This window comes from Lentzea chajnantorensis (assembly GCF_054300775.1).
In genome coordinates, this window is record NZ_JBSDZT010000002.1 from 4639330 (window position 1) to 4663658 (window position 24329).

Sequence of the window (24329 nt, forward strand, 5' to 3'; positions counted from 1 at the left end):
ATGTTAACGCGAACATCACTCTTGTAACGGACTGAACCGGATCTCTATGGTGTCGGAACGCTACAGCGGGTGAACGCGGGAAGGAGGCGGTGTGGTCACCATCGCGGACGTCGCTCGGCACGCTGGAGTCGCGCCGAGCACCGTCTCCTACGTGCTGACGGGCAAGCGGTCGATCTCCGCCGACACGAAGTCGCGGGTCAGGGAGAGCATCAGGGCGCTGGGGTACCAGCCGCACGTGACCGACAGGGGCCTGTCCTCGAGCCGGACCAACGTGATCGGGCTGGTGCTGCCGCTGCGCGCGGGGATGCACCTGCCGGGCATGATGCGGTTCGTCACCGCCGCGGTGACCACCGCGCGCCGGTACGACATGGACCTGCTGCTGATGACGGCGGACGACGGCGCCTCCGGGCTGCGCAGAGCGGCCAACAGCGCCCAGGTCGACGGCTTCCTCGTGATGGACGTGGAGATGGACGACGACCGGGTGCCGTTGCTGCGGCAGCTGTCCAAGCCGTCCGTCCTCATCGGACACCCGGCCACCGCGCGCGGGCTCACCTGCGTCGACCTCGACTTCGAGGCGGCCGGGGCCAAGTGCGTCGACCACCTGGCCGACCTCGGGCACCGGTCCATCGGCTTCCTCGGCGCACCGAGCGCGGTCTACCGGCGCAGCACCGGGTCCGCGCACCGCACGATGAACGGCTTCAGCGCCGCGGCGATGCGCAGGGGAGTGGCGGCGACCGCGCTCGCGGTCGAGGACGACCACGACTCGGTGCTCAGGGCCACCAAGGCGCTGGTCCGCGCGCACCCGTCGATGACGGCGCTGGTGGTGCACAACGAGGCGGCGCTGGGCTGGATCACGTCGTGCCTGCGGGCGGCCGGGCGGCAGGTGCCCGGTGACGTCGCCGTGGTCGCGATCTGCCCCGACGAGCTCGCCGAGCAGCTGTCGCCGCCGCTCACCTCGGTGCGGCTGCCGGCGGAGGAGCTCGGCCGGCACGCGGTCGACCTGCTCGCGGCCAAGCTCGACGGCAAGCAGCCACCGCCGTTGATGCTGCTGCCACCGCGGCTCTCGCGGCGGGCGAGCACCCCGGACCCGGCGGTGCCGCACCAGCACCGCAGAACGGGGTCGTCGGGCTGATCCGGCGACCGGACCCGGCCTCGCGGCCGGGAACGCGGACCGGGCGGTCGGGTGGTGGTGCCGCGCGTGCGGAATGCGGCCCGCACGGGTGGACCTCCACCACTCGGACACCGTCCTGGAGGAGTGCGCGGCGCTCGGCGGAGAGAGTCGCGCACTCCTCTTTTTCCGGTTCTGGCAGGACGTCAGGCCTTGGCCCAGCGCTGGTTGGCACCGCCCTGGCAGGTCGCGACCGTCACGGCCGCGCCGTTGCCCGTGCCGGCGGAGGTGAGGCAGAGCCCGGTCTGGACGCTGGTCACCGTGCCGCTGCCGGTGAGCTGCCAGGCCTGGTTCGCACCGCCGTGGCAGTCCCAGATCTGCACCCGTGCGCCGGAAGCGGCGTTGTTGGGGGCGTCCAGGCACTTGCCGGTCACCTGCAGCGCCTGGCCGTTCTGGGTGAACTGCTGGTTCGCGTTGGTGTGACAGTCCCAGGTGATCATCTGCGCGCCGTTGGCCGTGCTCGCGCCGTTGACGTCGAGGCAGCGGCCGGCCGCCTCACCGCGCAGCCGGAACGTGGTCGGCGCCGGCGGCGTCTCGCCGGTGAAGAACTTCCAGACCTCCTCCTTCACCCAGCTGCGGGCACCGCTCTCGCAGCCCGCGCACCCGTCGACCGGTCCCTGCTGGTGGCCGCCGTCGAACGGCGCCCACACCACCGGGTAGCCGGCGCGGCAGTTCGCGTACTGCGTGATGATGTGCGTGCGGCTGCCCGCGGCCGGTTCCGGCGCGTTCTGCGGCGTGCAGCCGTTGTTGCGCACCCACCGGTCCCGCTGGCCGCGGCCGGAGCCGATGTTGTCGCTGACGCCGTGGATGCCCATGTACGCCACCGGTGCGGTGCCACCGGCGCAGCCGCTGATCTCGCCGGGGGAGGCGATGGCGGCGATGGCGCGGAACACGGTCGGGCGCGAGCACGCGAGGGAGATGCTCATCGCGCCGCCGTAGCTGAAGCCGAGCGAGAACCGCTGCGTGGTGTCGACGCAGAGGTCGTTCTCGATGCGGCTCATCATGTCGTCGACGAACCGGACGTCCTCGCCGCCGCTGTTGCCCCAGCCGTTGTTGAGGCCCTGTGGTGCGACGAAGATCGTCGAGTTGTTCGCCAGCCTGCGCAGGCCGTAGTAGGCGTAGACGTCGCCGTCGCTGCCGCCGCCCGCCACCTGCTGCGCGGTGCCGCCCAGCCAGTGCAGCCCGAAGACGAGCTTGTACTGGCGGGTGTTGTCGTAGTTGTCCGGGATGCTCAGGATGAACGACCGGGTCTTGCCGCTGCTCTGGATCGTCTGGTTGCCGCTGCGCAGCGTCGGTGCCTTGCCGCAGCCGGGGGTGGCCGCGAGCGGGGCGGGCTCGGCCGGTGCCTGCGCCTGGGCGACGCTGCTGCCGGAGAACGCCAGCGCGGCGGCCGCGAGCAGCCACCCCGTCCGGCGGAGGAGGTGCCTGGTACGCATCAGGGTGTTCGCGCTCTCTGTCGTGGCGGTCATGCGGAGGTGCACGTCTTGCCGTTGAGGGTGAACTGCGCCGGTGCCGCGGTGTTGCCGGTGTGCGTGGCCTGGAAGCCGATGCTGGTCGACGTGCCCGGTGCGAGGTCGCCGTTGTAGGAGACGTTGGTCGCGCCCACCCGTCCGGTCGGCGAGTCGTAGGTGGCGTTCCACCCGCCGGTGATGGTCTGCCCGCTGCCCAGCGTGAAGCCCAGCAACCAGCCGCTGATCGCGGCCGTGCCGGTGTTCGTGATGGTGATGGTCGAGGTCAGCCCGTTGTTCCAGGCGTTGACCTCCGCGCCGACCCTGCACTCGCCCTGGGGCAGCGGAGTCGTGGACGTGGGTCCGTCGCTGGTGGTCGTGGTGGTCGTCGTCGTGGTGACCGGCGGACCCGCGAACTGGGTGATGAACTTCCACGCCTCGCCGGAGGTCCAGGTGCGCCAGCCGTCACCGCCGGAGTCGATCGGGCCGGGGGTGTGCCCGCCGTCGAACGCCGCCCACACCACCGGGTACCCGGCGCGGCAGCCGCTGTAGGCGGTGATGATGTGGGTGCGGCTGCCCGCGGCAGGCTCGCGCGGGTTCTGCGCCGTGCAGCCGTTGTTGCGCACGAACTTGTCGCGCAGCGCGCGGCCCTGCGAGATGTTCAGGACGTTGTCGCTGACACCGTGGAAGCCCAGGTACGCGATGGGCTGCGTGCCGCCGTTGCAGCCGCTGAGCTGAGCGCCCGCGTAGACGACGACAGCGCGGAACACGGTGGCACGGGCGCACGCGACGGCATACGACATCGCGCCGCCGTAGCTGAACCCGCCCGCGTAGCGCTGGGTCGTGTCGACGCACAGCGCGTTCTCGAGCTGCCGCAGCATGTCGTCGACGAACGTCAGGTCCTGGCCACCGGGGTTGGCCCAGCCGTTGTTGTTGCCCTGCGGCGCGACGAAGATCGTGCCGTTGTTCTCGGCGTCGGCGAGCTTGCGCAGCCCGTAGTAGGACCAGTTGTAGCCGTCGGACCCGCCGGTGTCGACGTCGTTCGCGGTGCCGTTGAGCCAGTGGAACCCGACGAACAACCGGTACTGCCGGTTGGGGTCGTAGTTGGCGGGCAGCCGCAGGATGTACTGGCGGTTCTGGCCGCCGCTGCTGATGGTCTGCCGTCCGCTCGACAGCGAGGGGGCCTTGCCGCACCCCGCCGTCGCCGCCGCCGCGCCCACGCCGCCGGTGGTCGTGGTCGTGCCGCCGAGCGCGATGCCCGCCGCGCCCAGCAGCACCACGGCACTCGCGACGGCCATCGCCAGCACCGTCCTAGGCCCTGCCACGGCAGCGCTCCTCGTGTTGGTGGAACATCGTCGTCCCTTCGGTTGTCAGACTTGCTGGAGTTGGAACCGCTGGTTGTCGGCCGCGCTCTGGTTCCACTGGGACACGCGGGTGCCGTCGGTGGTCGCCGCGTTCCAGACGTCCATGGCGAGACCGCTCTGCCGGTTGACCAGGCTGATGACGCCGCCGCCTTGGTCGACGACCCGCCACTGCTGGGTGGCCGCACCGGTGTCGGGCTGCTGGGTGATGTCGGCGCCGGTGCCCGAGCCCGCGACCTGCATGACCAGGCCGCTGTGCCGGGCGCGCAGCCGGTAGTACCCGCCGCCGGAGTCGAGGAAGTCGAACTGCTGGTTGAGCCCGCTCGTCGGCGACCACTGCTGCAGCAGCGCACCCGCCGCCGTCGAGACGCCGCTGATGTCGAGGTACTTCCCGCTGTGCCGGGCGACGAGGCGGTAGTTGACGCCCGGCCGCACCACCGCCGGAGCCGAGCCCTGGCCGGTCGCGCGGTAGACGTGCCCGGCCTGTCCGGGGAACTCGGCGACGCCGCTCTCGGGCTGGGCCGGCTGGACCACCGCGCCGGTCGTGGTGTCGCGCAGCTCGAAGGTGCCGCCGAAGATCCGGTTGCGCACGCGGACGGTGCCGTCGCGGTCGGGGGTGACGGTCAGCGTCACGGTGCCGTCGGCGGCCCAGGTCGCGCCGACGGTGTACCCGCCGCGCCCGCGCAGGCCGGTGACGCTGCCCGCGGGCCAGGCCGGTGGCAGGGCGGGCAGGACGTGCAGCTCGCCGTTGTGGCTGTGCAGCAGCATCTCCGCGACACCGGACGTGGCACCGAAGTTGCCGTCGATCTGGAACGGCGGGTGCAGGTCGAACATGTTGGGCGCCAAGCGGTCCGTGGTCACCAGCGAGCGCAGCAGGTCGTGTGCCCGCGACCCCTCCTCCAGCCGGGCCCAGAAGTTGATCTTCCACGCGAGCGACCACCCGGTGCCGGCGTCCCCGCGCAGCTCCAGCGTCCTGCGGGCCGCGGCGTGCAGCTGCGGCGTGCCGCGCTTGGTGATCTGGTTGCTCGGGTGCAGCCCGTACAGGTGCGAGACGTGCCGGTGGTTCGGCTCGGTCTCGACCCAGTCGTACTGCCACTCCATGACGTTGCCGCGCGAACCGACCCTGGTGGGCGCGAGCCGTTGCCGGGCCGCCCGCACCTGGGTGCGGAAGTCGGTGTCGACACCCAGCACCTCGGACGCGGCGGCGCAGCCGTCGAACAGGTCGCGCAGGATCTGCATGTCCATCGTCGGACCCGCGCAGACGCTGACGCCGGAGTGGTGGTTGAGCTCCGGCGAGTTCGACGGGTTCGTGACGAGGTGGCCCAGGCTCGGCTCGGTGACGAGGGTGTCGAGGAAGAACTGCGCGCACCCCTTGAGCGCCGGGTAGTACGTGCGCAGGAACGCCACGTCGCCGGTGAACCGGTAGTGCTCCCAGATCAACGTCGACAGCCACGCGCCACCGGTCTGCCACATGCCGGCCGCGGCGAAGTCGACGACCGAGGAGCCGCGCCACGCGTCGGTGTTGTGGTGGGTGACCCAGCCGCGGGCGCCGTACTGCACCTGGGCGGTGCGGGCGCCGGTGGTGGTCAGGTCGTTGATCATCCGGAACACCGGTTCGAAGCACTCGGCGAGGTTCGTGGTGTCGGCCGGCCAGTAGTTCATCGGCAGGTTCGCGTTGATCGTGTACTTCGAGTCCCACGCCGGGGCGAGCTGGTCGTTCCAGATGCCCTGGAGGTTCGCCGGCTGCGTGCCGGGGCGTGACGAGGAGATCAGCAGGTACCGGCCGTACTGGAACAGCAGGGTGGAGAACTGCGGGTCGCTGGTGCTGCCGTGCCGGGAGATGCGGACGTCGGTCGGCTGGTCGGCGGCGGACGTGCGGCCCAGGTCGAGCGTGACGCGGTTGAACAGCGCCTGGTAGTCGGAGACGTGCCGGGACCGCAGCGTGGCGTAGGCGGTGCCCTGGGCCGCGTTCAGGTGGGTCCTGGCACGGCCCTGGTAGTCGCCGTTGACGGTTCGGTGGTCGACGTAGCTGGTGCCGATGGAGACCAGGACCGTGACCGCGTTGGCGCCGGTGACCCGCAGCGTGCCGCCGGAGCTGCTGACCGAACCGCCCTCGGCCACGACCCTGGCCAGTGCGAGGAACCGCACCGTGCCCGCGATGTTGCGCTGGGTGCCGGAGATGCCGTCGAGCGCGATCGTCGTCGCGTCCGGGCTGGAGGCCGTGACACGCTGCGGCGAGGTGAAGGCCGCGGTGAACGTGACCGAGTTCGCCGTCTCCGCGGTCAGCCTGATGACGATCACCTGGTCCGGCGCGCTCGCGAACACCTCACGCCGGTGGCGCACGTTGTTCGCCGTGTAGGTGACCTCGGTGGTCGCCGTGGTGAGGTCGAGCGACCGCTGGTAGTTCGTGGCGGTGGCCGACGGGAAGGTCAGCCGGAGGTCGCCGACCGGCTGGTAGGCGAGCTGACCGGCCGGGCTGCCCAGCATGGTCTGGTCGATCAGGGTCTGCGCCTGCGACCACTGGTTCGAGAAGACGAGCTGGCGGATCTGCGCGAGCGCGCCCGCACCGCGCGGGTTGCTGTAGTCGTGCGGCCCGCCGGCCCAGACGGTGTCCTCGTTGAGCTGCAGGCGTTCGGTGTCGGTGTTGCCGAACACCATCGCGCCGAGCCTGCCGTTGCCCACCGGCAGCGCGCGCAGCCAGTCGGACCCGGCTGCCCGGTCGTACCAGAGCGAGAGGTCACCGGCCGCCCGCGCCCGAGGTGGGTCGGCGGCCGCGGTCGCCGTCCACCCCGCCTGCGTCAGCACAGCTCCCGCGCCGAGCACCATGAGCTGCCGCCGGTTCAGGTCGGACATGCCAGTCCTCCAAAGGGTGTGCGCGATCGCGGAACTCCCCTTGGTGGCTCGCCACGAGGAGCGGGGTGGTGGGGGTGCGGGCCGCCGGCGGGCACGCGGTGGTGCCCGCCGGCGCCTGGGGACAGCGGTGGGCTCAGGCCGTGGAGCACCGCGCGCCGTTGAGGGTGAAGCCGGACGCGGCCGCGCTGTCACCGGTGTGCGTGGCCTGCAGGCCGATCGAGATCGAGCCGTTCGGCGGGATCTGGCCGTTGTAGCCGACGTTGCTCGCCGTCACGGCGCCGCTGGCCGGCGCGTAGCTCGCGCTCCAGCCGCCGGTGATGGTCTGCCCGCCGGGCAGCGTGAAGCCGAGCTGCCAGCCGTTGATGGCGGTGGCCGACGTGTTGGTGATGGTGATCGTCTCGGTCAGGCCGTTGTTCCAGGCGTTGACCGAGGCCGTGACCGCGCATCCGTCCGTGGGAACGGGCGTGGTCGTGGTGGTCGTGGTGGTGGTGGTGGTGGTGGTCGTGGTCGTCGTCGGTGGCGCGTCCAGACCGAGGAACGAGATCGCGTACGCGAGCATCCCCGACTGCGGCAGGTCGTGCCCGACGCCCTGGATGCTCACGCCCTCGACGGTCGCGGCGGTGCCGGTCGCGCCGTACCGGGTGCGGGTCCAGTTCTGCCGCGGCTGGTCGGTGAACGCCGGGGTGCGGCTCAGCCCGTGGAGGTTGGTCCACTGGTCGAGCTCCTCGCCGAAGTTCGGGTACGCCAGCGTGGTGTCGTTCGTGCCGTGCCACAGCTGCATCCGCGGGTAGCGCCCGGTGTAGCCGGGGTACATCGCCCTGGCCTGGTCACCCCACTGCTGCGGGGTCTTCAGCAGGGTGCCGCCGGAGCACTGGCTGTTCCACAGCGACCCGTTGGTCGTGGCGAAGCAGCCGGCCGGCACGCCGGAGAACGCCGACCCCGCGCTGAACACGTCCGGGTACTCGGCGGCCAGCACGTTGGTCATCATCGCGCCGGAGGAGAAGCCGGCGACGACGATGCGCGCCGGGTCGACGTTGTAGGCCTGCCGCGCGTGCGCGACCATCGACATGATGCCGGTGGAGTCGCTGCCCCCGTTGCGGCGCAACGCACCGGCGGTCGCCACGTCGAAGCAGCGGCCCTCCCGGGTGGCCTCCGGGTAGACGATGACGTACCCGAGCCGGTCCGCCGCGGTGACGAAGTCGCGCCCGTTGCCGTTGTGCACGGCGCTGGCCGAACCGGTGCAGAAGTGCACCATCACGAGCAGCGCGGGTTTGGGGGCGACCCGGTCCGGGACGTACACGTACATGTTCAGGCCGGTCGGGTTGGCGCCGAAGTTCGTGACGCGGACCAGTGAGGCGGCCTGCGCGGGCTGGGGCACCAGGGAGACCGCGAGAGCGGCCAGCATCAGCAGCAGCACGGGCACGAGCGCGATGAGCCCGTACCTCCTCGAGTGCGCGCGAGCGGTCATGACGCACCGCACGTCAGGTCACTCGCCCTGGTGACGGCGACGGTCTGGATCGTCGAGCACATGGTGTCCTCCGTGATCGGTTCTCGGACGGCGGAGCTCGTGCCGGCGGGACCGAACTGCCACCAGTTGAGGTTGAGCAGGTAGCCGCTGCCGCCGCTGAACCTCAGGTACAGGTCGCGGGTGCCGGTCAGGCCGCTCACCGGGCAGGTGACGGTGGTCCACGCCTGCCAGCCGCCCGTGTTGGGCACCGAGCACCGGCCGGCCAGGGCGCCCGTGGCGCTGCCGGAGCGGACCTCGATCGAGCTGCCCGCCACGGTGGAGGCCACCCGTGCGGTGAAGGTGGCGGCGCCGTTGCCGAACGCCACGTTCTTCAGCTTCACGTAGTCGCCGTTGTTGGTGTGGCTGAGGTTCAGCCCGCCCTCGCTGGAGGCCTCGGTCTCGACACCGCTGCCCCACGCGACCGTCTCGCCCTCCTGGCGCACGTACGGGTTCAGCGTGTCCGCGGCCGGTGGCCCGGTGGTGCTCATGGAGAGCTGCGGGATGGTGCCGTCGGCGTTGTAGCTGAACTTCTCCACGGCCACGGACCGGGTGAAACCGCCGCCGCCCGGCAGCGCGCCGTTGTGGTAGAAGAAGTACGAGCCGCCCTTGAAGTCCACGATGCCGGGGTGGTTGGTGAACGCGCTGCCCTGCGTGGGCATCAGGGTGCCGCGGTACGTCCACGGACCGGTGGGGCCCGGCGCGGTCGAGTACCCGATGAACTCCGAGCAGCACTTCGCCGCGAAGACGTTGTAGTACTGGCCGTTGCGCTGGTACACCCAGGGCGCTTCCTCGTAGAGGGTCGGCCGCTTGGGGTCACCGGTGCGGGTGCCGAACCCGGCGGTGGTGAGCGGGATCTGGCTGACGCCGCCGGAGTAGGAGGTCATGTCGGCGTTCAGGCGGACGTACCAGAGGTTGGGGTTGCCCCAGTACAGGTAGGCCTGGCCGCTGCTGTCGATCATGACCGACGGGTCGATCTCGCCGTTCTCGACCAGCGGGCGGCCGAGCGCGTCGCGGAACGGGCCGGTGGGGCTGTCGGAGACGCCGACGCCGATCGCCATCCGGTTGGTGGCGCGGTTGACCACGGGGACGTACCAGTAGAACTTGCCGTTGCGCTCCACGGCCTGGCCGGCCCACGCGTCCTGCTTGGCCCAGCTGAACGTGCCGAGGTTCATGGGCGAGCCGTGGTCGGTCCAGTTGACCATGTCGGCCGACGAGAAGACCCGCCACTCCTTCATGGTGAACCAGGTCGAGCCGTCCTCGTCGTGTCCGGTGTAGAGGTAGACCCGTCCGTTGTGGACGAGCGGGGCCGGGTCGGCCGTGTAGATGTGCTGCACGATCGGGTTGTCCGCCCTCGCGGGGGCGGACACCGCCAGGAGCATGCCCGCCACCAGGGCGAGGTGCGTCCAGAACCTGCGTGTCGTGACCATTCTCGTCTCCCGAGGGCAGGGGAGGTCCCGCGGACCGGACTGCGTTTCCGGTCCGCGGAACCGTCCTCGGCTGCTGCGTGGTGCGGTGTCAGCTCGCGGCGCAGGCCGGGTTCAGACCCGAAGCGCTGCCGGTGCCCTGGAAACCGAACGTGGTCGACTGGCCGGCCGCGATGCTGCCGTTGTAGTCGACGTTGGTCCAGTTGACGGTTCCGCTGGTGCCGCTGCGGTTGGCGCTCCACGAACCGGTGATCGTGGCACCGTTGAGCGTCGTCGTGACACGCCAGCCGTTGAGGGCCGAGGAGCCCGCGGTGACCTTCACGTTGGCGACGAACCCGCCGTCCCACTGGTTGAGCTCCACGGAGGCGGTGCAGTCACCGACGGGATCGGGGCCGTTGCTGGTGGTCGTCGTCGTGGTGGTGGTCGTGGTCGTCACGCCGGGGCCACCCGAGTTCAGCGCGTCCAGCACCGAGTTGTACGCGGGCTTCTTCGCACCCGAGCCGGTGAACAGCAACGGGTTCTCGCCACCGCGCCACGAGTCGGTGTCGCGGATGCCCCACACCGTGATGCCGGTGCAGCGCGCGACGGCCATGCAGGCCCTGGTCACGGCACCGTAGGCGTTGGCCTGGTTGGAGCCCGCGATGTCCAGCTCGGTGATCTGGACGTCGACACCCAGGTCCGCGAAGCGCTTGATGTTGGCCTGGTAGTCCGACGGCGCGTTGTTCGTCAGGTGCGACTGGAGGCCGACGCAGTCGATCGGCACACCGCGGGCCTTGAAGTCGCGGACCATGTTGTAGATGCCCGTGGACTTCGCGTTGATGCCGTCGGTGTTGTAGTCGTTGTAGCAGAGCTTCGCGGCCGGGTCGGCCGCACGGGCCGCGCGGAACGCCGCCTCGATCCAGTCGTTGCCGGTGCGCTGCAGGTTGGAGTCGCGCCGGCCACCGCTGCCGCCGTCGGCGAACGCCTCGTTCACGACGTCCCAGGCGTAGATCTTGCCCTTGTAGTGGGTGGCGACCTGGGTGACGTGGTTGATGGCCGCCTGGCGCAGGTCCGAACCGCTGAGGTTCTGGGCCCAGCGCGGCTGCTGCTGGTGCCACAGCAGCGCGTGACCGCGGACCCGCTTGCCGTTGCTGATGGCGTGGTTGAGGATGCGGTCGCCGCCGGAGTAGTTGAACTGACCGCGGTTGGGCTCGGTCGCGTCCCACTTCATCTCGTTCTCGGCGGTGACCATGTTGAACTCGGTGTTCAGGATGTTCACGTAGGTCGAGTCGCCGAGCTTCTGCGCCGCGACGGCGGTGCCGAAATAACGCCCGCTCTGAGCGGCGGCGGCACCGAGAGTGGTGGCCGCGTTCGCGGTGGCGGTGACGATCAGTGTCGCGCCGAGTGCCGCCGCGGCGACTGTCGAAACGATTGGCACAAGTGACACTGACCTCGATGTCAGTTTCATCGTCCACACTTTCGAAACTTGCCCGAATGCCGGGCGTGATGGGCAGGGCAGACAGTTCGCACGGGCGGAGCTCCGGTGCGCCAGTGCCGGGCTCGGTGCTGCGTGCGTCGGTGGTGTTGCCTTTGCTGTCAAGGAGTGTGGCAGTTGCATGTTCACGCTCACAAGAAGACGGCCGCAGTTTCCCGGCGAGATTGAGCTGAACGGGCTACAAAATGCAGGGAGCGCTCCCAGTCTGCTCATCGAATCTGTCGAACACGAATTGTTGAAGGGCTGTCGAACGCAAAGCGCTAAAGTTAACGCTCACATTTTTAGCGTTTGACCGGCCCTCGGCGGCGTGCCTACGGTGGTTCGAGTTCGGACGCACCTGCCGAGCGGAAATCACCCTTCGGTGGTTTGTGAGAGCGCTCTCACAATTGTTCGGCCCCATATCGCAACAGCAACGACGCTGCGAGGACCCCTGAATGAGAGCAACAGATCCCGCGCGCGCCGGCACGCCGGCCCGTGACCAGTCCCGCTCGTCCGGCACGCGGAGGCGCGCGGCGGGCGCCTGCGCGGCCGCGAGCGCACTCGTGGCCGGCACCGTCGCACTGGCGGTGAGCGGCGGCGCGTCCGTCAGCGCCGCGGAGTCGGCGTACTACGTCGACCCGTCGAGCTCCAGCGCCCGCTGGGTGGCGGCGAACCCCGGTGACTCGAAGGCGGCGGTGATCCGCGACCGGATCGCCTCCGTGCCCCAGGCGCGCTGGTACACCACCACGAACACCTCGACGGTCCGGTCGGAGGTCAGCTCCTTCGTGGGCGCGGCCGCCGCGGCCGGCAAGATCCCGATCCTGGTGGTCTACAACATCCCCAACCGCGACTGCGGCGGCGCCAGCGGCGGCGGGGCGCCCTCGCACCAGGCGTACCGGGCGTGGGTGGACGAGGTGGCGGCAGGCCTGGGCGGACGCCCGGCCGCGATCGTGCTGGAACCCGACGTCCTGCCGATCATGACGAGCTGCCAGAGCGCCGACCAGCAGAACCAGACCAAGGCCTCCATGGCCTACGCGGGCAAGAAGCTGAAGTCCGGTTCCTCCCAGGCCAAGGTGTACTTCGACATCGGCCACAGCGCGTGGCTGAACCCGTCGGAGGCCGCGAACCGCCTGCGCGCCGCGGACATCTCCAACAGCGCCGACGGCATCTCGACCAACGTGTCCAACTACCGCTCCACCTCCGACGAGGTGAACTTCGCCAAGAACGTGCTGAACGCGGTGGGCGACAGCAGGTTGAAGGCCGTCATCGACACCAGCCGCAACGGCAACGGCCCCGCGGGCAGCGAGTGGTGCGACCCCGCCGGGCGCGCCATCGGCACCCCCAGCACGGCCGCCACCGGCGACGGCAAGATCGACGCGTTCCTGTGGATCAAGCTGCCCGGCGAGTCCGACGGCTGCATCGCCCCGGCCGGCCAGTTCGTGCCGCAGCGCGCCTACGACCTGGCGATGGCGGCGGGCCCGATCACCACGACCACCACGACGACCACGACCACGACGACGACCACCGGCGGCAACCCCGGCGGCGGCTGCCGTGCCACCCACCGCCTGCTCAGCTCGTGGCAGGGCGGCTACAGCGCCGAGGTCGTGGTCGAGAACCGCGGTGCCGCGGTCAACGGCTGGACCTTCACCTTCTCCGCACCCGGCGTCACCGTGACGCAGGGCTGGAGCGGCCAGTGGAGCGACGGCGGCGACGTGGTCACCGTGACCAACGCGTCGTGGAACGGCTCCATCCCGTCCGGCGGCCAGGCCGTCATCGGGTACAACGCGAACTACACGGGGTCCACGCCGCCGTTCCAGGCGCCGGCGCTGAACGGAGCTGCCTGCTCCTCCTGACGTTCCTCGGGCAGGGAACCGGTTCCCCGTCACGGCCCACACCCCGGCCGTGGCGGGGACTGCCGTCTCCCGCGCGAGCACGCCAGCTGGGCAGGACTGGGCGTCACGCACGATCTTCCTTTCCCGGCTCGATGCGGGGACCGGACGGCGCCGGCCCCCGCACCCACCGCGCGGCCCCTCAGTCGCGCAGCGTCCACTTCTGGTTCGTGCCGCCGTGGCACGTCCAGAGCTGCACCAGCGTCCCGTTCGCCGTGCCGTTGGCGCTGGCGTCCAGGCACAGCCCGGACTGCGCACCGGCGATGCTGCCGTCGGCGTTGACGTTCCACTGCTGGTTCAGGCCGCCGGTGCAGTCCCACAGGATCACCGCGGTGCCGTTCACCGTGCCCTGGCCGGAGGCGTCGAGGCACTTGCCGCCGAGCGTGAGCTGCCGGCCCGTGGTGTGGTTCCAGCGCTGGTTCGTGCTGCCGGTGCAGTCCCAGAGCCGGGCCCTGGTGTTGTTGCTGACCGCGGCGACGTCCAGGCAGCGGCCCGACTGGGTGCCGACGACCGTCACGTTCTGCCGGCCGCCGCCACCGGTGCCGGTCGGACCGGCGTTCGCGATCACCGCCTGAGCACCGGCCGGCCAGTTGCCGTTCGAGACGACCACGTTGCCGGAGACGGTGTTGCCGCGGTCGCCGTTGGTGATGTTGGTGCTGTTGTTGGTGGACCAGTTGTTGCTCACGGTCCAGTTGCCCATGTTCTCGCCGCCCCAGTAGTTGGCGGTGGCCCACGTGCCGGTGTTGGAGAAGACGTTGCCGGTGGCGCGGTAGTACTTCGAGCCCTCGTCGAAGTACAGGCCGAACCAGCCGTTGGTGCGCAGGCAGTGGTTGCCGCTGATCTCGGCGTTCGGGTTCCACCCGAGCGTGTAGATGCACCCGCCGTCGGTCATCTGCTGCATCACGTCGTGCACGTAGTTGTTGAGCAGCCGGTTGTTCGCCGCGGTGGTGGGCGTCGAGTAGCGCGGCTGGTAGTTGTACAGGCCGCGGTTGGCGTAGTGGTTGCTGCCGCCCGCGTCGTTGGCGCCCCAGCCGTAGCCCAGGGACAGGCCCGAGTACGGCAGGTTGTAGATCTCGTTGTTCGCCACGGTCGCGCCGTTGACGTAGGTGTTGAGCACCGACACGTTGCCGCGGTACTCGACGGCGATGTCGTGGATGCGGTTGTGGCTCACCGTGATGTCCCGGTTGACCATCCGCTGGTCACCGGGGTGGTGGGCATCCGCCCGCACGCCGCCGACGACCACGCCGCCCGCCGAGGTCCTGGCGATCTCCGAACGGGTCACGGTGATGCCGGACGCGCCCAGGCCGACGCCGCTCGCGTGGGCGTTGGCGTCGTTGCCGATGCCGATCGCGGTCTGGCCGAGGTTGAAGAACCTCGAGTCGGTGAACGTGATGCCGCTGGCCGCCGACACCTGCACCGCCGCGGGCATCTGCGCCCAGTTCGGCCGCGCCGCCTCGAACTGCGCGCAACCCTGCTGGCAGGAGTTGATCCGGTCGGCGGGCCAGTTCTGGTTGCCCGTCATGAACGCGCCGGTCTGCTGGTCGGCGAAGCCCTGGTTGCTGCTCGGGCCGAGCCACGACGTGCCGGTGAACGTGATGCCGGCGAACGTGATGTTCCGCGCGGGCGCGTCGTAGGTGCCACCGACGTTGACCAGCGACTGCAGGGCCGGCAGTTCGACGCTGGTGCTGCTCATGCTCTGGCCGGACAGCGGGATGTAGTAGAGCGTGCCGGTGCCGGTGTTGAGGTACCACTCGCCCGGCGAGTCGAGGAGCTCGTAGGCGTTGGCCAGGTACAGCGGGCCCGCCCGGTGCGGCTTGCTGAGCGTGTCGTAGCCGAAGGTGTTGTTGTTCCACGCGGGCTGCTGCATCGTCAGGAAGTTGCCGCTGATGCTCTGCACCGGCGAGTACCGGTCGGTGAACGAGTTGACGCTCTCCACTTCGACCCGGCTCTGGTTCGCGAGGGTGTTGAGGTAGTTCAGCGCGCTGTTGGAGAAGCGCATGCCCGTGTCGGTGAACGTGAAGTCCGCGCGGTTGAGCTGCGTGCGCGCGCGGGTGGCGATCGCGCCGTTGACGTAGAGCTGGCGGGCGTCGAGGCCCGTGCCGACGTCGGCCCGCCAGATGTTCTTTCCGGAGTCGGCGACGGTCCAGCCGGTCACGGCCCTCGACCCGCTGATCACCGGCCGCGCGGACGCCGCGGCCTGCCACAGCACCCGGTAGCCGTTCGTGCCGGAGTCGGCCGCGGTGAAGCGCAACGGCTGGGAGAGCCGGTACGTGCCGTCGGCGAGCTCCACGACGATGTCGCCGGTCATCGAGCCGGTGCGGGACCGCACCGCCGCCTGGGCCGCCGGCAGCGCGCACGGCTCGGTCGCGGTGCAGCTGGTGCCGGTGCCCGTGGGGGAGGCGTGGAGCGTGGTGGTCGCCGCGGTGGCAGGGGGAGCGGTGACGAGCGCGGCGACCACTGCCGCCGTGAGCGCGACCGCGCTCCGCCGGCGCGCTGTGGGGGACGTGGACAAGGGACCTCCTCGTGCAGGGGCGTGGCCTGGTCACCCTCCCGTTGCGGCGACGGGCGGAGTGATGTCCGGTGTGGACGGAGACGTGGCTGAGACGTGGAACGACCCGGCGGGTGGCCGCGGCCCCGGCTGGCGCACCAGGGGCCACGGACGTGGTGTCAACACCCGCGTCCGGAAACAGATCGGAACGTAACTCGTATGACGTGTGACGTCAATGGTGTTACGTATACTGTCGGATCGCCGTCAACGACGTCGTGGAGCGCAACGGAGGCCAGATGTCAGCGACACGTTCGCAGCCGGAGCCGGTCACCACCGCGCCTCCCGGCTGGACGCGGCGACCGGCGAACCTGGCCGCGGCGGTGACCGCCGAGCTGGTGCAGCGGGTCGTGCGCGGCAGCTACCCGCCGGGGACGACGCTGCCCCCGGAACCGGTGCTGTGCGAGACGTTCTCGGTGAGCAGGACGGTGATCCGCGAGGCGGTCAAGATCCTCCAGGAGAAGGGGCTGGTCCGGGTCCGCCAGGGCGCGGGCACCACGGTCACCCAGCAGGCGCAGTGGAACATGCTCGACGAGCTGGTCCTCGCCGCCACCATCGCCGAGGACGAGACGCTCGCGATCCTCGACGACGTCGTCGTGACCCGGCGGCTGCTGGAGTCCGACATGGCCCAGGTCGCCGCGCTCACGGCCGGGCAGGACGTGCTGGACCGGTTGCGGGAGCTGGTCGACCGGATGGACGAGCTGGTCGACGACACCGCGACCTACGAGCAGCACGACCGGCAGTTCCACGACACGATCATGCAGGCCTCCGGCAACCGCATCGCCCGCGGTGTCGTGCGTTCGCTGGAGGGGCAGGTCATCAACTCGTCCGGCTACCAGGGCAAGAGCGGCCGGGACATGTGCAAGGCCTCCAACCGCGGCCACCGCCGCATCTACGAGCGCATCGCCGCCCACGACGCACCCGGCGCCGCGGCGGCGATGTTCACCCACATCACCGAGGCGTGGCTGGTGCGCCGCGGTGCCGCCGGCGACCCCGGCCGGCTGAAGCGCTAGGCGGGCGCCCGCCGCCGGTCCCTCCGCCAGGACCGGTCGGCGAACGCCCGGTGTGAAGACGTGTGACCACGAGCATTTCGTGCAACCTCCCGACCGGGCCAACGCGGTCGGGGCCCGTACTGCGACGGGAGGCGGATCCGGAGTGGGACGAACGCGCGTGACACTGGCCGACGTGGCGGCGGCGAGCGGGGTGTCGGTCACCACCGCCTCGCTCGTCCTGACCGGCAGAGCACGGGAGCTGCGCATCTCCGAGGCCGCCGAGCGCAGGGTGCGCTCCACGGCGCAGGAGCTGGGCTACCGGCGCGGCAGCACCCTCGCGGCGGGCCAGCGCACCGGCCGGTCGCAGACGATCGGCTTCGTGTCCGACGCGGTGGCCTCCTCCGGCCTCGCGGGCGACATGGTGCGCGGTGCCGCGGACGCGGCCTACCAGAACGGTTTCATGCTGTTCGTCGGCGAGTCCGGCGGTGACCCGGTGGTGGAGCGGTCGCTGGTCGAGGCGATGCGAGACCGGCGTGCGGACGGCGTCATCTTCGCCGCCATGCACACCAGGGCCATCGTGGTGCCCGACAGCGTGCACGACGGCCCCGCCGTGCTGCTCAACGCCACGGCGTGGACCAGGACGCGGGCGCCGTCGGTGGTGCCCGACGAGCTGCAGGCCGGTCGCTCGGCCGCGCTGGTGCTGGTCGAGGCCGGGCACGACCGGGGCGTGCACCTGATCGGCGCCGGACCCGGTGCCTACGACGTGCCGCCGAACAGCATCGCGGCGGTGGAACGGCTCCTCGGGTTGCGCGACGTGTTCACCGCGGCCGGGGTCGAGGTGGCCGGCGCCCACCGCTGTCCGAAGTGGACACCGGAGTACGGCTACGAGGCCACCCGCGCCCTGCTGCGCAGGCACTGCCCGAAGGCGCTGGTGTGCTTCAACGACCGGCTGGCGTTCGGCGCCTACCAGGCGCTCGCCGAGGCCGGGCTCTCGGTGCCCGGCGACGTCTCGGTGATCGGCTTCGACGACCACCCGGTCGCCTCGTGGATGCGGCCCCGGCTGACCACGGTCGCGCTGCCGCACCACGAGCTCGGCGCGAAGGCGGTCGCGGTGCTGGTGGACGTGGTGGAACGGCGGGGTCGCGACGCCCGCGCGCCGATGGTCCACCGGGTGCCGATGCCGGTGCGCGAGGGGGGATCGGTGGCCGCTCCGCGTCGTTGACGGAGGGCTCGACGGTCGATGTGTGCGTTAACAGTGCTTGGCTCGATCGAATGAAATTCGACGGCTTCTCGTGGGTGAAGCTAAAGGTTAACGCTCACAACTTTAGCTTTGACCGGCTGTGACGGCCTGGTTACATTGGCCGGAGTCGGACCCCTGCCGCGGACCGCTCGTCAGCGACGACGCAGGGAGACCACGGGCCTGCCACCCCGGTCTCCCGGGAAGGCCCACCCATGCCGAGCCCGCTCACCGCCCTGTGCGCAGCCGCGCTCGCCGTCCTGCTGGCGGCACCGCCTGCGGCGGCCGAGGAGTCCACGTCGCCCGGTCAGTCCACTGTGGACGTCGCGGCGGACCCGGTGAGGGTCATGCCGCTCGGTGACTCCATCACCCAGGGCGGTTCGATCGGCGGCTACCGGCTCGACCTGGGGGCGAAGCTGCGGGCCGACGGGCGGTCCGTCGACTTCGTCGGGTCACTGGCCGACGGCCCGTCCTCGATGCCCGACCGCAACCACGAGGGCCACCCCGGCTGGACCATCGCGCAGGTCGACGCGAACGTCGTGAACTGGCTGCGCACCTACACACCGCGCACGGTTCTGCTGCACATCGGCACCAACGACATGTACGGCAGCGATCCGGGCGGTGCGCCGCGGCGGCTGTCCGCGCTGGTCGACAAGATCACCGCGCAGGCGCCGAACGCGGAGGTGTTCGTCTCGACGATCATCCCGATCCGGTTCGCCGACGCCACCGTGCGCGGCTACAACGCGGCGATCGTGCCGTTGCTGCGCGCGAAGGCGGCGGCGGGCAAGCGGGTGCACGTCGTGGACATGTACCCGTCGGTCCCGATCTCGGACCTGCCCGACGGCATCCACCCGAACGCCGCCGGCTACGCCAAGATGGCGGCCACCTGGTTCACCGCGCTGCGCTCGGTGCCGGGCAGCGTCGGCGACCCGCAGCAACCGCAGCCCGGCGGATCGTGCACGGCCACCGCCCAGGTCACCGGCACCTGGAACGGCGGCTTCCAGGCCGAGGTGACCGTCGCCAACCCCACCGCCACCGCGCTGACCGGGTGGACCGTCCGGTTCGCGCTCCCCGGCGGCCACACCATCTCCCAGCTCTGGGGCGGTACCGCCAGCGGCGCGGTGACCGTCACCAACGCCCCCTACAACGGCGCGCTCGCCCCCGGCGCCACCACCACGTTCGGCTTCCTCGCCTCCGGGTCCGGTGCGCCCTCGGTCGGCACCGCCACCTGCGCGTGACCCGGCCGGTCCCTCCCTCCGACGTCGAAGGGTGATCATGTTCCTCGTACGACGACTGTTCTCCTCCCGCAGAGCCCGGCTCACCGCGCTCACCGCGGTGCCGCTGCTGGCGGTGACCGCGCTGACCGCGGTCGCGCTGCCGCCCGCCTCGGCCGCCCCCGGCTGCTCGGTCACCTACTCCGCACCGTCGCAGTGGGACGGCGGGTTCACCGCGAACGTCAGCGTCACCAACCTCGGTGACGCGGTCGACGGCTGGACGCTGACCTGGAGCTACGACGCGGGGCAGAAGGTGTCGCAGGCCTGGAACGCCCAGGTGACCCAGTCCGGCGCCGACGTCACCGCGCGCAACGTCGCCTACAACGCGCAGATCGGCACCGGCGGCAAGGTCGAGTTCGGGTTCAACGGGACCGCGTCCGGCACGAACTCCCCGAACCCCACCGCGTTCACCCTCAACGGCACGCTGTGCACCGGTGACGTCGACCCCACGACCACCACGACGACGACGACCACCACGTCGGACAACCCGCCGGTCGGGAACCTGCCGTCGAGCTTCCGCTGGTCCTCCGGCGGTGCGCTGATCTCGCCGAAGCCGGACTCCGCGCACCCGAGGGTGTACTCGGTCAAGGACCCGAGCATCGTCTACCACAACGGCAAGTACCACGTGTTCGCGTCGGTCTACACGACCGGCTACAACATCATGTACACGAGCTTCACGGACTTCTCGCAGGCGTCCTCGGCACCGCACTACTACCTGGACCGCACGGCTGTGGGCACCGGGTACAAGGCCGCGCCGCACGTGTTCTACTTCGCGCCCCAGCGCCTGTGGTACCTCGTGTACCAGACGGGCTCGAACGCGTCGTACTCCACGACCACGGACATCTCGAACCCGTCCTCGTGGTCGGCGCCGAAGAACTTCTACGCGGGCGGCATGCCGCAGATCATCCGCGACAACATCGGCAACGGCTACTGGGTCGACTTCTGGGTCGTCTGCGACACCGCCAAGTGCTACCTGTTCTCCTCCGACGACAACGGCCACCTGTACCGCTCGGAGACGACGCTCGCCCAGTACCCCAACGGGTTCACCAACACCGTGATCGCGATGCAGGACTCCAACCGCAACCGGTTGTTCGAGGCGTCCAACGTCTACAAGATCGCGGGCAAGAACCAGTACCTGCTGGTGCACGAGGCGATCGGCTCGGACGGCCGGCGCTGGTTCCGCACCTGGACCGCACCGGCGATCACCGGCCCGTGGACCCCGCTGGCCGCGGAGGAGTCGAACCCGTTCGCCCGCGCGAACAACGTGACGTTCCCCGGTGGGCAGTGGACGCGTGACATCAGCCACGGCGAGATGATCCGCTCCGGTGTGGACCAGACGATGGAGATCAGCCCGTGCCAGCTGAAGTTCCTCTACCAGGGCATGGACCCCAACGCGGGTGGTGACTACAACCAGCTGCCCTGGAAGCTCGGCCTGCTGACGCAGACCAACTCGACCTGCTGACCGCCCCCCAGCCGGACGCCGCCGGACACCCGCCCCGGCGGCGTCCTCCCACTGCCGCAGAACCGCCCCACACCCTCCCTGTCCGAGAGAAGGCAACGATGCCCACCCGGTCGAGAAGACTGGCGCACCTCGCCGCCGCCCTGCTGACCGCGGTCGCCGCCGTCACGGCGAGCCAGGTCACCGCGTCCCCCGTCGTCGCCGCGCCCGGCAGCCCGGCGCTCACCCCGCCGCTGGGCTGGAACAGCTGGAACAGCTTCGGCTGCGGCATCACCGAGGGCCAGGTCCGCCAGGCCGCGGACGCGATGGTGTCCTCCGGCATGCGCGACGCCGGCTACCAGTACGTGGTCGTGGACGACTGCTGGTTCGACCCGCAACGCGACTCCGCGGGCAACCTGCGGGCGCACCCGTCGAAGTTCCCCAGCGGGATGAAGGCGCTGGGCGACTACATCCACTCGCGCGGCCTGAAGTTCGGCATCTACCAGGCGCCGAACGAGAAGACGTGCGCGCAGGGCGTCGGCACGCACCCCGGTTCGACCGGCAGCAAGGGCCACGAGGCCCAGGACGCCCGCTCGTTCGCGTCCTGGGGCGTGGACTACCTGAAGTACGACTGGTGCTCGGGCAGCGGCACCCGCGACGAGCAGATCGCTCGCTTCACGATCATGCGCGACGCGCTGCGCGCCACCGGCCGCCCGATCGTCTACAGCATCAACTCCAACAGCTTCCACGCCCCTACCGGTGACAAGTACAACTGGGGCGAGATCGCCGACCTCTGGCGCACGACCGAGGACCTGCTGGACATCTGGCAGAACGGCAACGTCAACAGCTACCCCATGGGCGTGGGCAACGTCCTCGACGTCACCGCCCCGCTGGCAGCGCAGGCCGGTCCCGGCCACTGGAACGACCCCGACATGCTGGTCGTCGGCCGGCCGGGTCTCACGCTGACCGAGTCCCGCGCGCACTTCGCGCTGTGGGCGTTGATGGCCGCTCCGCTGATGGCGGGCAACGACATCCGCACCATGTCCGCGGACGTGAGCGCGGTGCTGCGCAACACCAGGCTGATCGCGGTCAACCAGGACGCGCTGGGCGCCGGTGGCCGGCGGGTGCGCGACGACGGCAACACCGAGGTGTTCGCCAAGCCGCTGTCGGACGGCTCGGTCGCCGTGGGCCTGTTCAACCGGGGCGGCGGCACCGCGACGGTGTCCACCACGGCCGCCCAGATCGGCTTGTCCGGCAGCAGCTTCACGCTGACCGACCTGTGGACCGGTGGCACGTCGTCGACCTCCGGCGCGATCTCCGCGTCCGTCCCGGCGCACGGCGTGGCCGCGTTCCGGGTGAGCGGCGGCAGCCCGGTGCAGTCGACCACCGCACGGCTGCGCGGTGCGGGCTCGAACCGGTGCCTCGACGTGGAGAACAGCTCGACCGCGGCGGGCGCGAACGCCACGATCCAGGACTGCGCCACCGCTGCCAGCCAGCAGTGGACCAGCTGGGCGGGCGGTGAGGTGCGGGTGTTCGGCGACAAGTGCCTCGACGCCTACAACCAGGGCACCGCCAACGGCACGCGGGTCATCATCTGGCAGTGCAACGGCCAGGCCAACCAGCGCTGGACCGCGGAGGCCGACGGGTCGCTGCGCAACACCCAGGCCGGTCTGTGCCTGGACGTCGAACGGGCGGCGACCGCGAACGGCTCCCGGCTCGTGCTGTGGACCTGCAACGGCCAGTCGAACCAGAAGTGGAGCCGGTCATGAGGCGCGCACCGTACGCGGCCGCACTCGCCGCGGTCACCCTGGTGGCGGGCGGGCTCGCCGCGAGCACCGCGGCCCAGGCCGCACCCGGCTGTTCGGTGACCTACACCAAGACCTCCGAGTGGCAGGGCGGCTTCGGCGCGTCCGTGGCGATCACCAACACCGGTGACGCGATCAACGGCTGGACCCTCGAATGGACCTACGCCTCCGGTCAGCAGGTCGGGCAGCACTGGAACGCCGTGATCACGCAGAGCGGCGACCAGGTGAGTGCCCGCAACGCGTCGTACAACGGCTCCGTCCCCACCGGCGGCAAGGTGGACTTCGGCTTCAACGCGACGACGAGCTCGGCCAACCAGGACCCGGTGTCGTTCCGCCTCAACGGTACGACGTGCAACGACACCGGCACGACCACGACCACGACCACCACGACGACCACCACGACGACCACGCCCCGGCCGTCGTCGTTCACCAACCCGGTGCTGTGGCAGGACTTCGCGGACATCGACATCATCCGCGTGGACGACGCGTACTACTACTCGGCCTCCACGATGCACTACTCGCCGGGCGCGCCCGTGCTGCGCTCCTACGACCTGGTGAACTGGGAGTTCGCCGGCCACTCCGTGCCCAGGCTGGACTTCGGCAACAAGTACGACATGAACGGCGGCCGCGGCTACGTGCGGGGCATCTGGGCGTCGTTCCTGCAGCACCGCAAGAGCAACAAGACGTTCTACTGGGGCGGGTGCATCGACTTCGCCCAGACCCACATCTACACGGCCACCGCGGTCGACGGGCAGTGGACCAAGCACGCCACCATTCCGAAGTGCTACTACGACGCGGGCATGCTCGTGGACGACAACGACACGATGTACGTCGCCTACGGCAACACCACGATCAGCGTCGCGCAGCTCTCGGCGGACGGGAAGTCCGAGGTCCGCTCGCAGCAGGTGTTCCAGACGCCGTCGAACATCGGCACGCTGGAGGGCGCCCGCTTCTACAAGCGCGGCGGCAACTACTACATCTGGCTGACCAGGCCCGCGAACGGCCAGTACGTGCTCAAGGCCTCCAACCCGTGGGGCCCCTACACCGTCCAGCAGGTGCTGCTGAACATGCCGACCCCGATCCAGGGCGGCGGCGTGCCGCACCAGGGCGGCATGGTGCAGACGCAGAACGGTGACTGGTACTACATGGCCTTCGTGGACGCCTACCCCGGCGGCCGGGTGCCGGTGCTCGCCCCGATCACCTGGACCTCCGACGGCTGGCCGCGCATCACCACCGTCAACGGCGGCTGGGGCGTGAACTACCCGATGCCGAACCTGCCGGCACCACCGCGCCAGGTGAAACCGATGATCGGCGTGGACACGTTCCAGGGCACGAAGCTCGGCCCGCAGTGGGAGTGGAACCACAACCCCGACACCACGAAGTACAGCGTCGACAACGGCCTGCGGCTGTCCACCGCGACCGTCACCAACGACCTGTACAGCGCCCGCAACACCCTCACCCACCGCGTGCAGGGCCCGACCTCCACGGCCACCGTGGCGCTGGACGTGAGCGCGATGCGCGACGGCGACCGCAGCGGCCTGGCGATGCTGCGCGACTCCTCGGCGTGGATCGGCGTCAAGCGCGACGGCGGCCGCAACCGGGTGGTGATGGTCAACGGCCTGACCATGGACAGCAACTGGAACACCACCGGCACCGGCACGGAGGTCGCGAGCGCGGCGTTGTCCGGGACCCGGATCTGGTTGCGCGCCAACGCCGACATCAGACCCGGCAGCGGCAGGCAGGCCCGGTTCTCCTACAGCACCGACGGGGTGAACTTCACCTCGCTGGGCAGCGGGTTCACGTTGAAGAACGAGTGGCAGTTCTTCATGGGCTACCGGTTCGGCATCTTCAACCACGCGACCCAGGCACTGGGCGGCTCAGTGGCCGTGTCCCGCTTCGAACTCACGACCCCCTGACCCCTTGCTTCCCCAGCGT

The 24329-nt window shown here is 70.5% G+C and carries 15 protein-coding genes; 8 read left to right on the top strand and 7 right to left on the bottom strand.

Annotation, left to right across the window (positions count from 1 at the left end; all coding sequences use genetic code 11):
• The first annotated feature begins 91 nt into the window (after positions 1-91).
• Positions 92-1132, top strand: coding sequence for a LacI family DNA-binding transcriptional regulator (locus ACVDFE_RS23230; RefSeq protein WP_458431828.1), 1041 nt, complete (start codon positions 92-94; stop codon positions 1130-1132).
• A gap of 182 nt (positions 1133-1314) precedes the next feature.
• Here ACVDFE_RS23230 and ACVDFE_RS23235 read toward each other — a convergent pair whose 3' ends face one another.
• The 6 genes from ACVDFE_RS23235 to ACVDFE_RS23260 form a co-directional block, all read right to left on the bottom strand.
• Positions 1315-2637 (bottom strand): ricin-type beta-trefoil lectin domain protein, encoded by a 1323-nt coding sequence (locus ACVDFE_RS23235; RefSeq protein ID WP_360389375.1) that lies wholly within the window; start codon positions 2635-2637, stop codon positions 1315-1317.
• Positions 2634-3941, bottom strand: coding sequence for a cellulose binding domain-containing protein (locus tag ACVDFE_RS23240; RefSeq protein ID WP_458431829.1), 1308 nt, complete (start codon positions 3939-3941; stop codon positions 2634-2636). Before ACVDFE_RS23240 ends, ACVDFE_RS23235 begins: the two co-directional genes overlap by 4 nt.
• 45 nt (positions 3942-3986) lie before the next feature.
• Positions 3987-6830 carry a glycosyl hydrolase family 95 catalytic domain-containing protein gene (locus tag ACVDFE_RS23245; protein WP_458431830.1) on the bottom strand — a complete coding sequence of 948 codons (2844 nt, stop codon included), beginning with the start codon at positions 6828-6830 and terminating at the stop codon, positions 3987-3989.
• Between the two features lie 133 nt (positions 6831-6963).
• Entirely contained in the window at positions 6964-8298 is a 1335-nt protein-coding gene (locus ACVDFE_RS23250) for an extracellular catalytic domain type 1 short-chain-length polyhydroxyalkanoate depolymerase (protein WP_458431831.1), read from the bottom strand.
• Entirely contained in the window at positions 8295-9764 is a 1470-nt protein-coding gene (locus ACVDFE_RS23255; RefSeq protein WP_458431832.1) for a glycoside hydrolase family 43 protein, read from the bottom strand. Before ACVDFE_RS23255 ends, ACVDFE_RS23250 begins: the two co-directional genes overlap by 4 nt.
• Positions 9765-9852: 88 nt before the next feature.
• The gene (locus tag ACVDFE_RS23260) at positions 9853-11208 is read right to left on the bottom strand and encodes an endo-1,4-beta-xylanase (protein WP_360389362.1); all 1356 of its coding nucleotides are present in this window, start codon (positions 11206-11208) and stop codon (positions 9853-9855) included.
• A gap of 461 nt (positions 11209-11669) precedes the next feature.
• Here ACVDFE_RS23260 and ACVDFE_RS23265 point away from each other — a divergent pair, with 461 nt between their 5' ends.
• Positions 11670-13067, top strand: a complete 1398-nt coding sequence (locus tag ACVDFE_RS23265; RefSeq protein WP_458431833.1) for a glycoside hydrolase family 6 protein — start codon at positions 11670-11672, stop codon at positions 13065-13067.
• Between the two features lie 178 nt (positions 13068-13245).
• On the opposite strand, the gene ACVDFE_RS23270 is transcribed toward ACVDFE_RS23265, so the two are convergent.
• Entirely contained in the window at positions 13246-15615 is a 2370-nt protein-coding gene (locus ACVDFE_RS23270; RefSeq protein WP_360389357.1) for an RICIN domain-containing protein, read from the bottom strand.
• A gap of 272 nt (positions 15616-15887) precedes the next feature.
• On the opposite strand from ACVDFE_RS23270, the gene ACVDFE_RS23275 reads away from it, so the two are divergent.
• The 6 genes from ACVDFE_RS23275 (at position 15888) to ACVDFE_RS23300 (ending at position 24310) form a co-directional block, all read left to right on the top strand.
• Complete coding sequence (locus ACVDFE_RS23275) at positions 15888-16661, top strand: FadR/GntR family transcriptional regulator (RefSeq protein ID WP_360389354.1); 774 nt, start codon at positions 15888-15890, stop codon at positions 16659-16661.
• A gap of 157 nt (positions 16662-16818) precedes the next feature.
• Positions 16819-17862 (top strand): LacI family DNA-binding transcriptional regulator, encoded by a 1044-nt coding sequence (locus ACVDFE_RS23280; RefSeq protein WP_360389352.1) that lies wholly within the window; start codon positions 16819-16821, stop codon positions 17860-17862.
• A gap of 230 nt (positions 17863-18092) precedes the next feature.
• Positions 18093-19115 carry a cellulose binding domain-containing protein gene (locus ACVDFE_RS23285; RefSeq protein ID WP_458431834.1) on the top strand — a complete coding sequence of 341 codons (1023 nt, stop codon included), beginning with the start codon at positions 18093-18095 and terminating at the stop codon, positions 19113-19115.
• A 37-nt stretch (positions 19116-19152) separates the two neighbouring features.
• Complete coding sequence (locus ACVDFE_RS23290; protein WP_458431835.1) at positions 19153-20613, top strand: non-reducing end alpha-L-arabinofuranosidase family hydrolase; 1461 nt, start codon at positions 19153-19155, stop codon at positions 20611-20613.
• 98 nt (positions 20614-20711) lie between these two features.
• The gene (locus tag ACVDFE_RS23295) at positions 20712-22358 is read left to right on the top strand and encodes a glycoside hydrolase family 27 protein (RefSeq protein WP_458431836.1); all 1647 of its coding nucleotides are present in this window, start codon (positions 20712-20714) and stop codon (positions 22356-22358) included.
• The gene (locus ACVDFE_RS23300) at positions 22355-24310 is read left to right on the top strand and encodes a family 43 glycosylhydrolase (RefSeq protein ID WP_458431837.1); all 1956 of its coding nucleotides are present in this window, start codon (positions 22355-22357) and stop codon (positions 24308-24310) included. The genes ACVDFE_RS23295 and ACVDFE_RS23300 overlap by 4 nt, the downstream gene beginning before the upstream one ends.
• Positions 24311-24329 lie beyond the last annotated feature (19 nt).

What these genes read in the sequence shown, in the direction of transcription:
- ACVDFE_RS23295 (WP_458431836.1), top strand. Translation starts at nt 20,712, where the DNA reads ATGCCCACCCGGTCGAGAAGACTGGCGCACCTCGCCGCCGCCCTGCTG.
- ACVDFE_RS23245 (WP_458431830.1), bottom strand. Translation starts at nt 6,830, where the DNA reads ATGTCCGACCTGAACCGGCGGCAGCTCATGGTGCTCGGCGCGGGAGCT.
- ACVDFE_RS23285 (WP_458431834.1), top strand. Translation starts at nt 18,093, where the DNA reads ATGCCGAGCCCGCTCACCGCCCTGTGCGCAGCCGCGCTCGCCGTCCTG.
- ACVDFE_RS23300 (WP_458431837.1), top strand. Translation starts at nt 22,355, where the DNA reads ATGAGGCGCGCACCGTACGCGGCCGCACTCGCCGCGGTCACCCTGGTG.
- ACVDFE_RS23255 (WP_458431832.1), bottom strand. Translation starts at nt 9,764, where the DNA reads ATGGTCACGACACGCAGGTTCTGGACGCACCTCGCCCTGGTGGCGGGC.
- ACVDFE_RS23265 (WP_458431833.1), top strand. Translation starts at nt 11,670, where the DNA reads ATGAGAGCAACAGATCCCGCGCGCGCCGGCACGCCGGCCCGTGACCAG.
- ACVDFE_RS23250 (WP_458431831.1), bottom strand. Translation starts at nt 8,298, where the DNA reads ATGACCGCTCGCGCGCACTCGAGGAGGTACGGGCTCATCGCGCTCGTG.
- ACVDFE_RS23290 (WP_458431835.1), top strand. Translation starts at nt 19,153, where the DNA reads ATGTTCCTCGTACGACGACTGTTCTCCTCCCGCAGAGCCCGGCTCACC.
- ACVDFE_RS23275 (WP_360389354.1), top strand. Translation starts at nt 15,888, where the DNA reads ATGTCAGCGACACGTTCGCAGCCGGAGCCGGTCACCACCGCGCCTCCC.
- ACVDFE_RS23260 (WP_360389362.1), bottom strand. Translation starts at nt 11,208, where the DNA reads ATGAAACTGACATCGAGGTCAGTGTCACTTGTGCCAATCGTTTCGACA.
- ACVDFE_RS23235 (WP_360389375.1), bottom strand. Translation starts at nt 2,637, where the DNA reads ATGACCGCCACGACAGAGAGCGCGAACACCCTGATGCGTACCAGGCAC.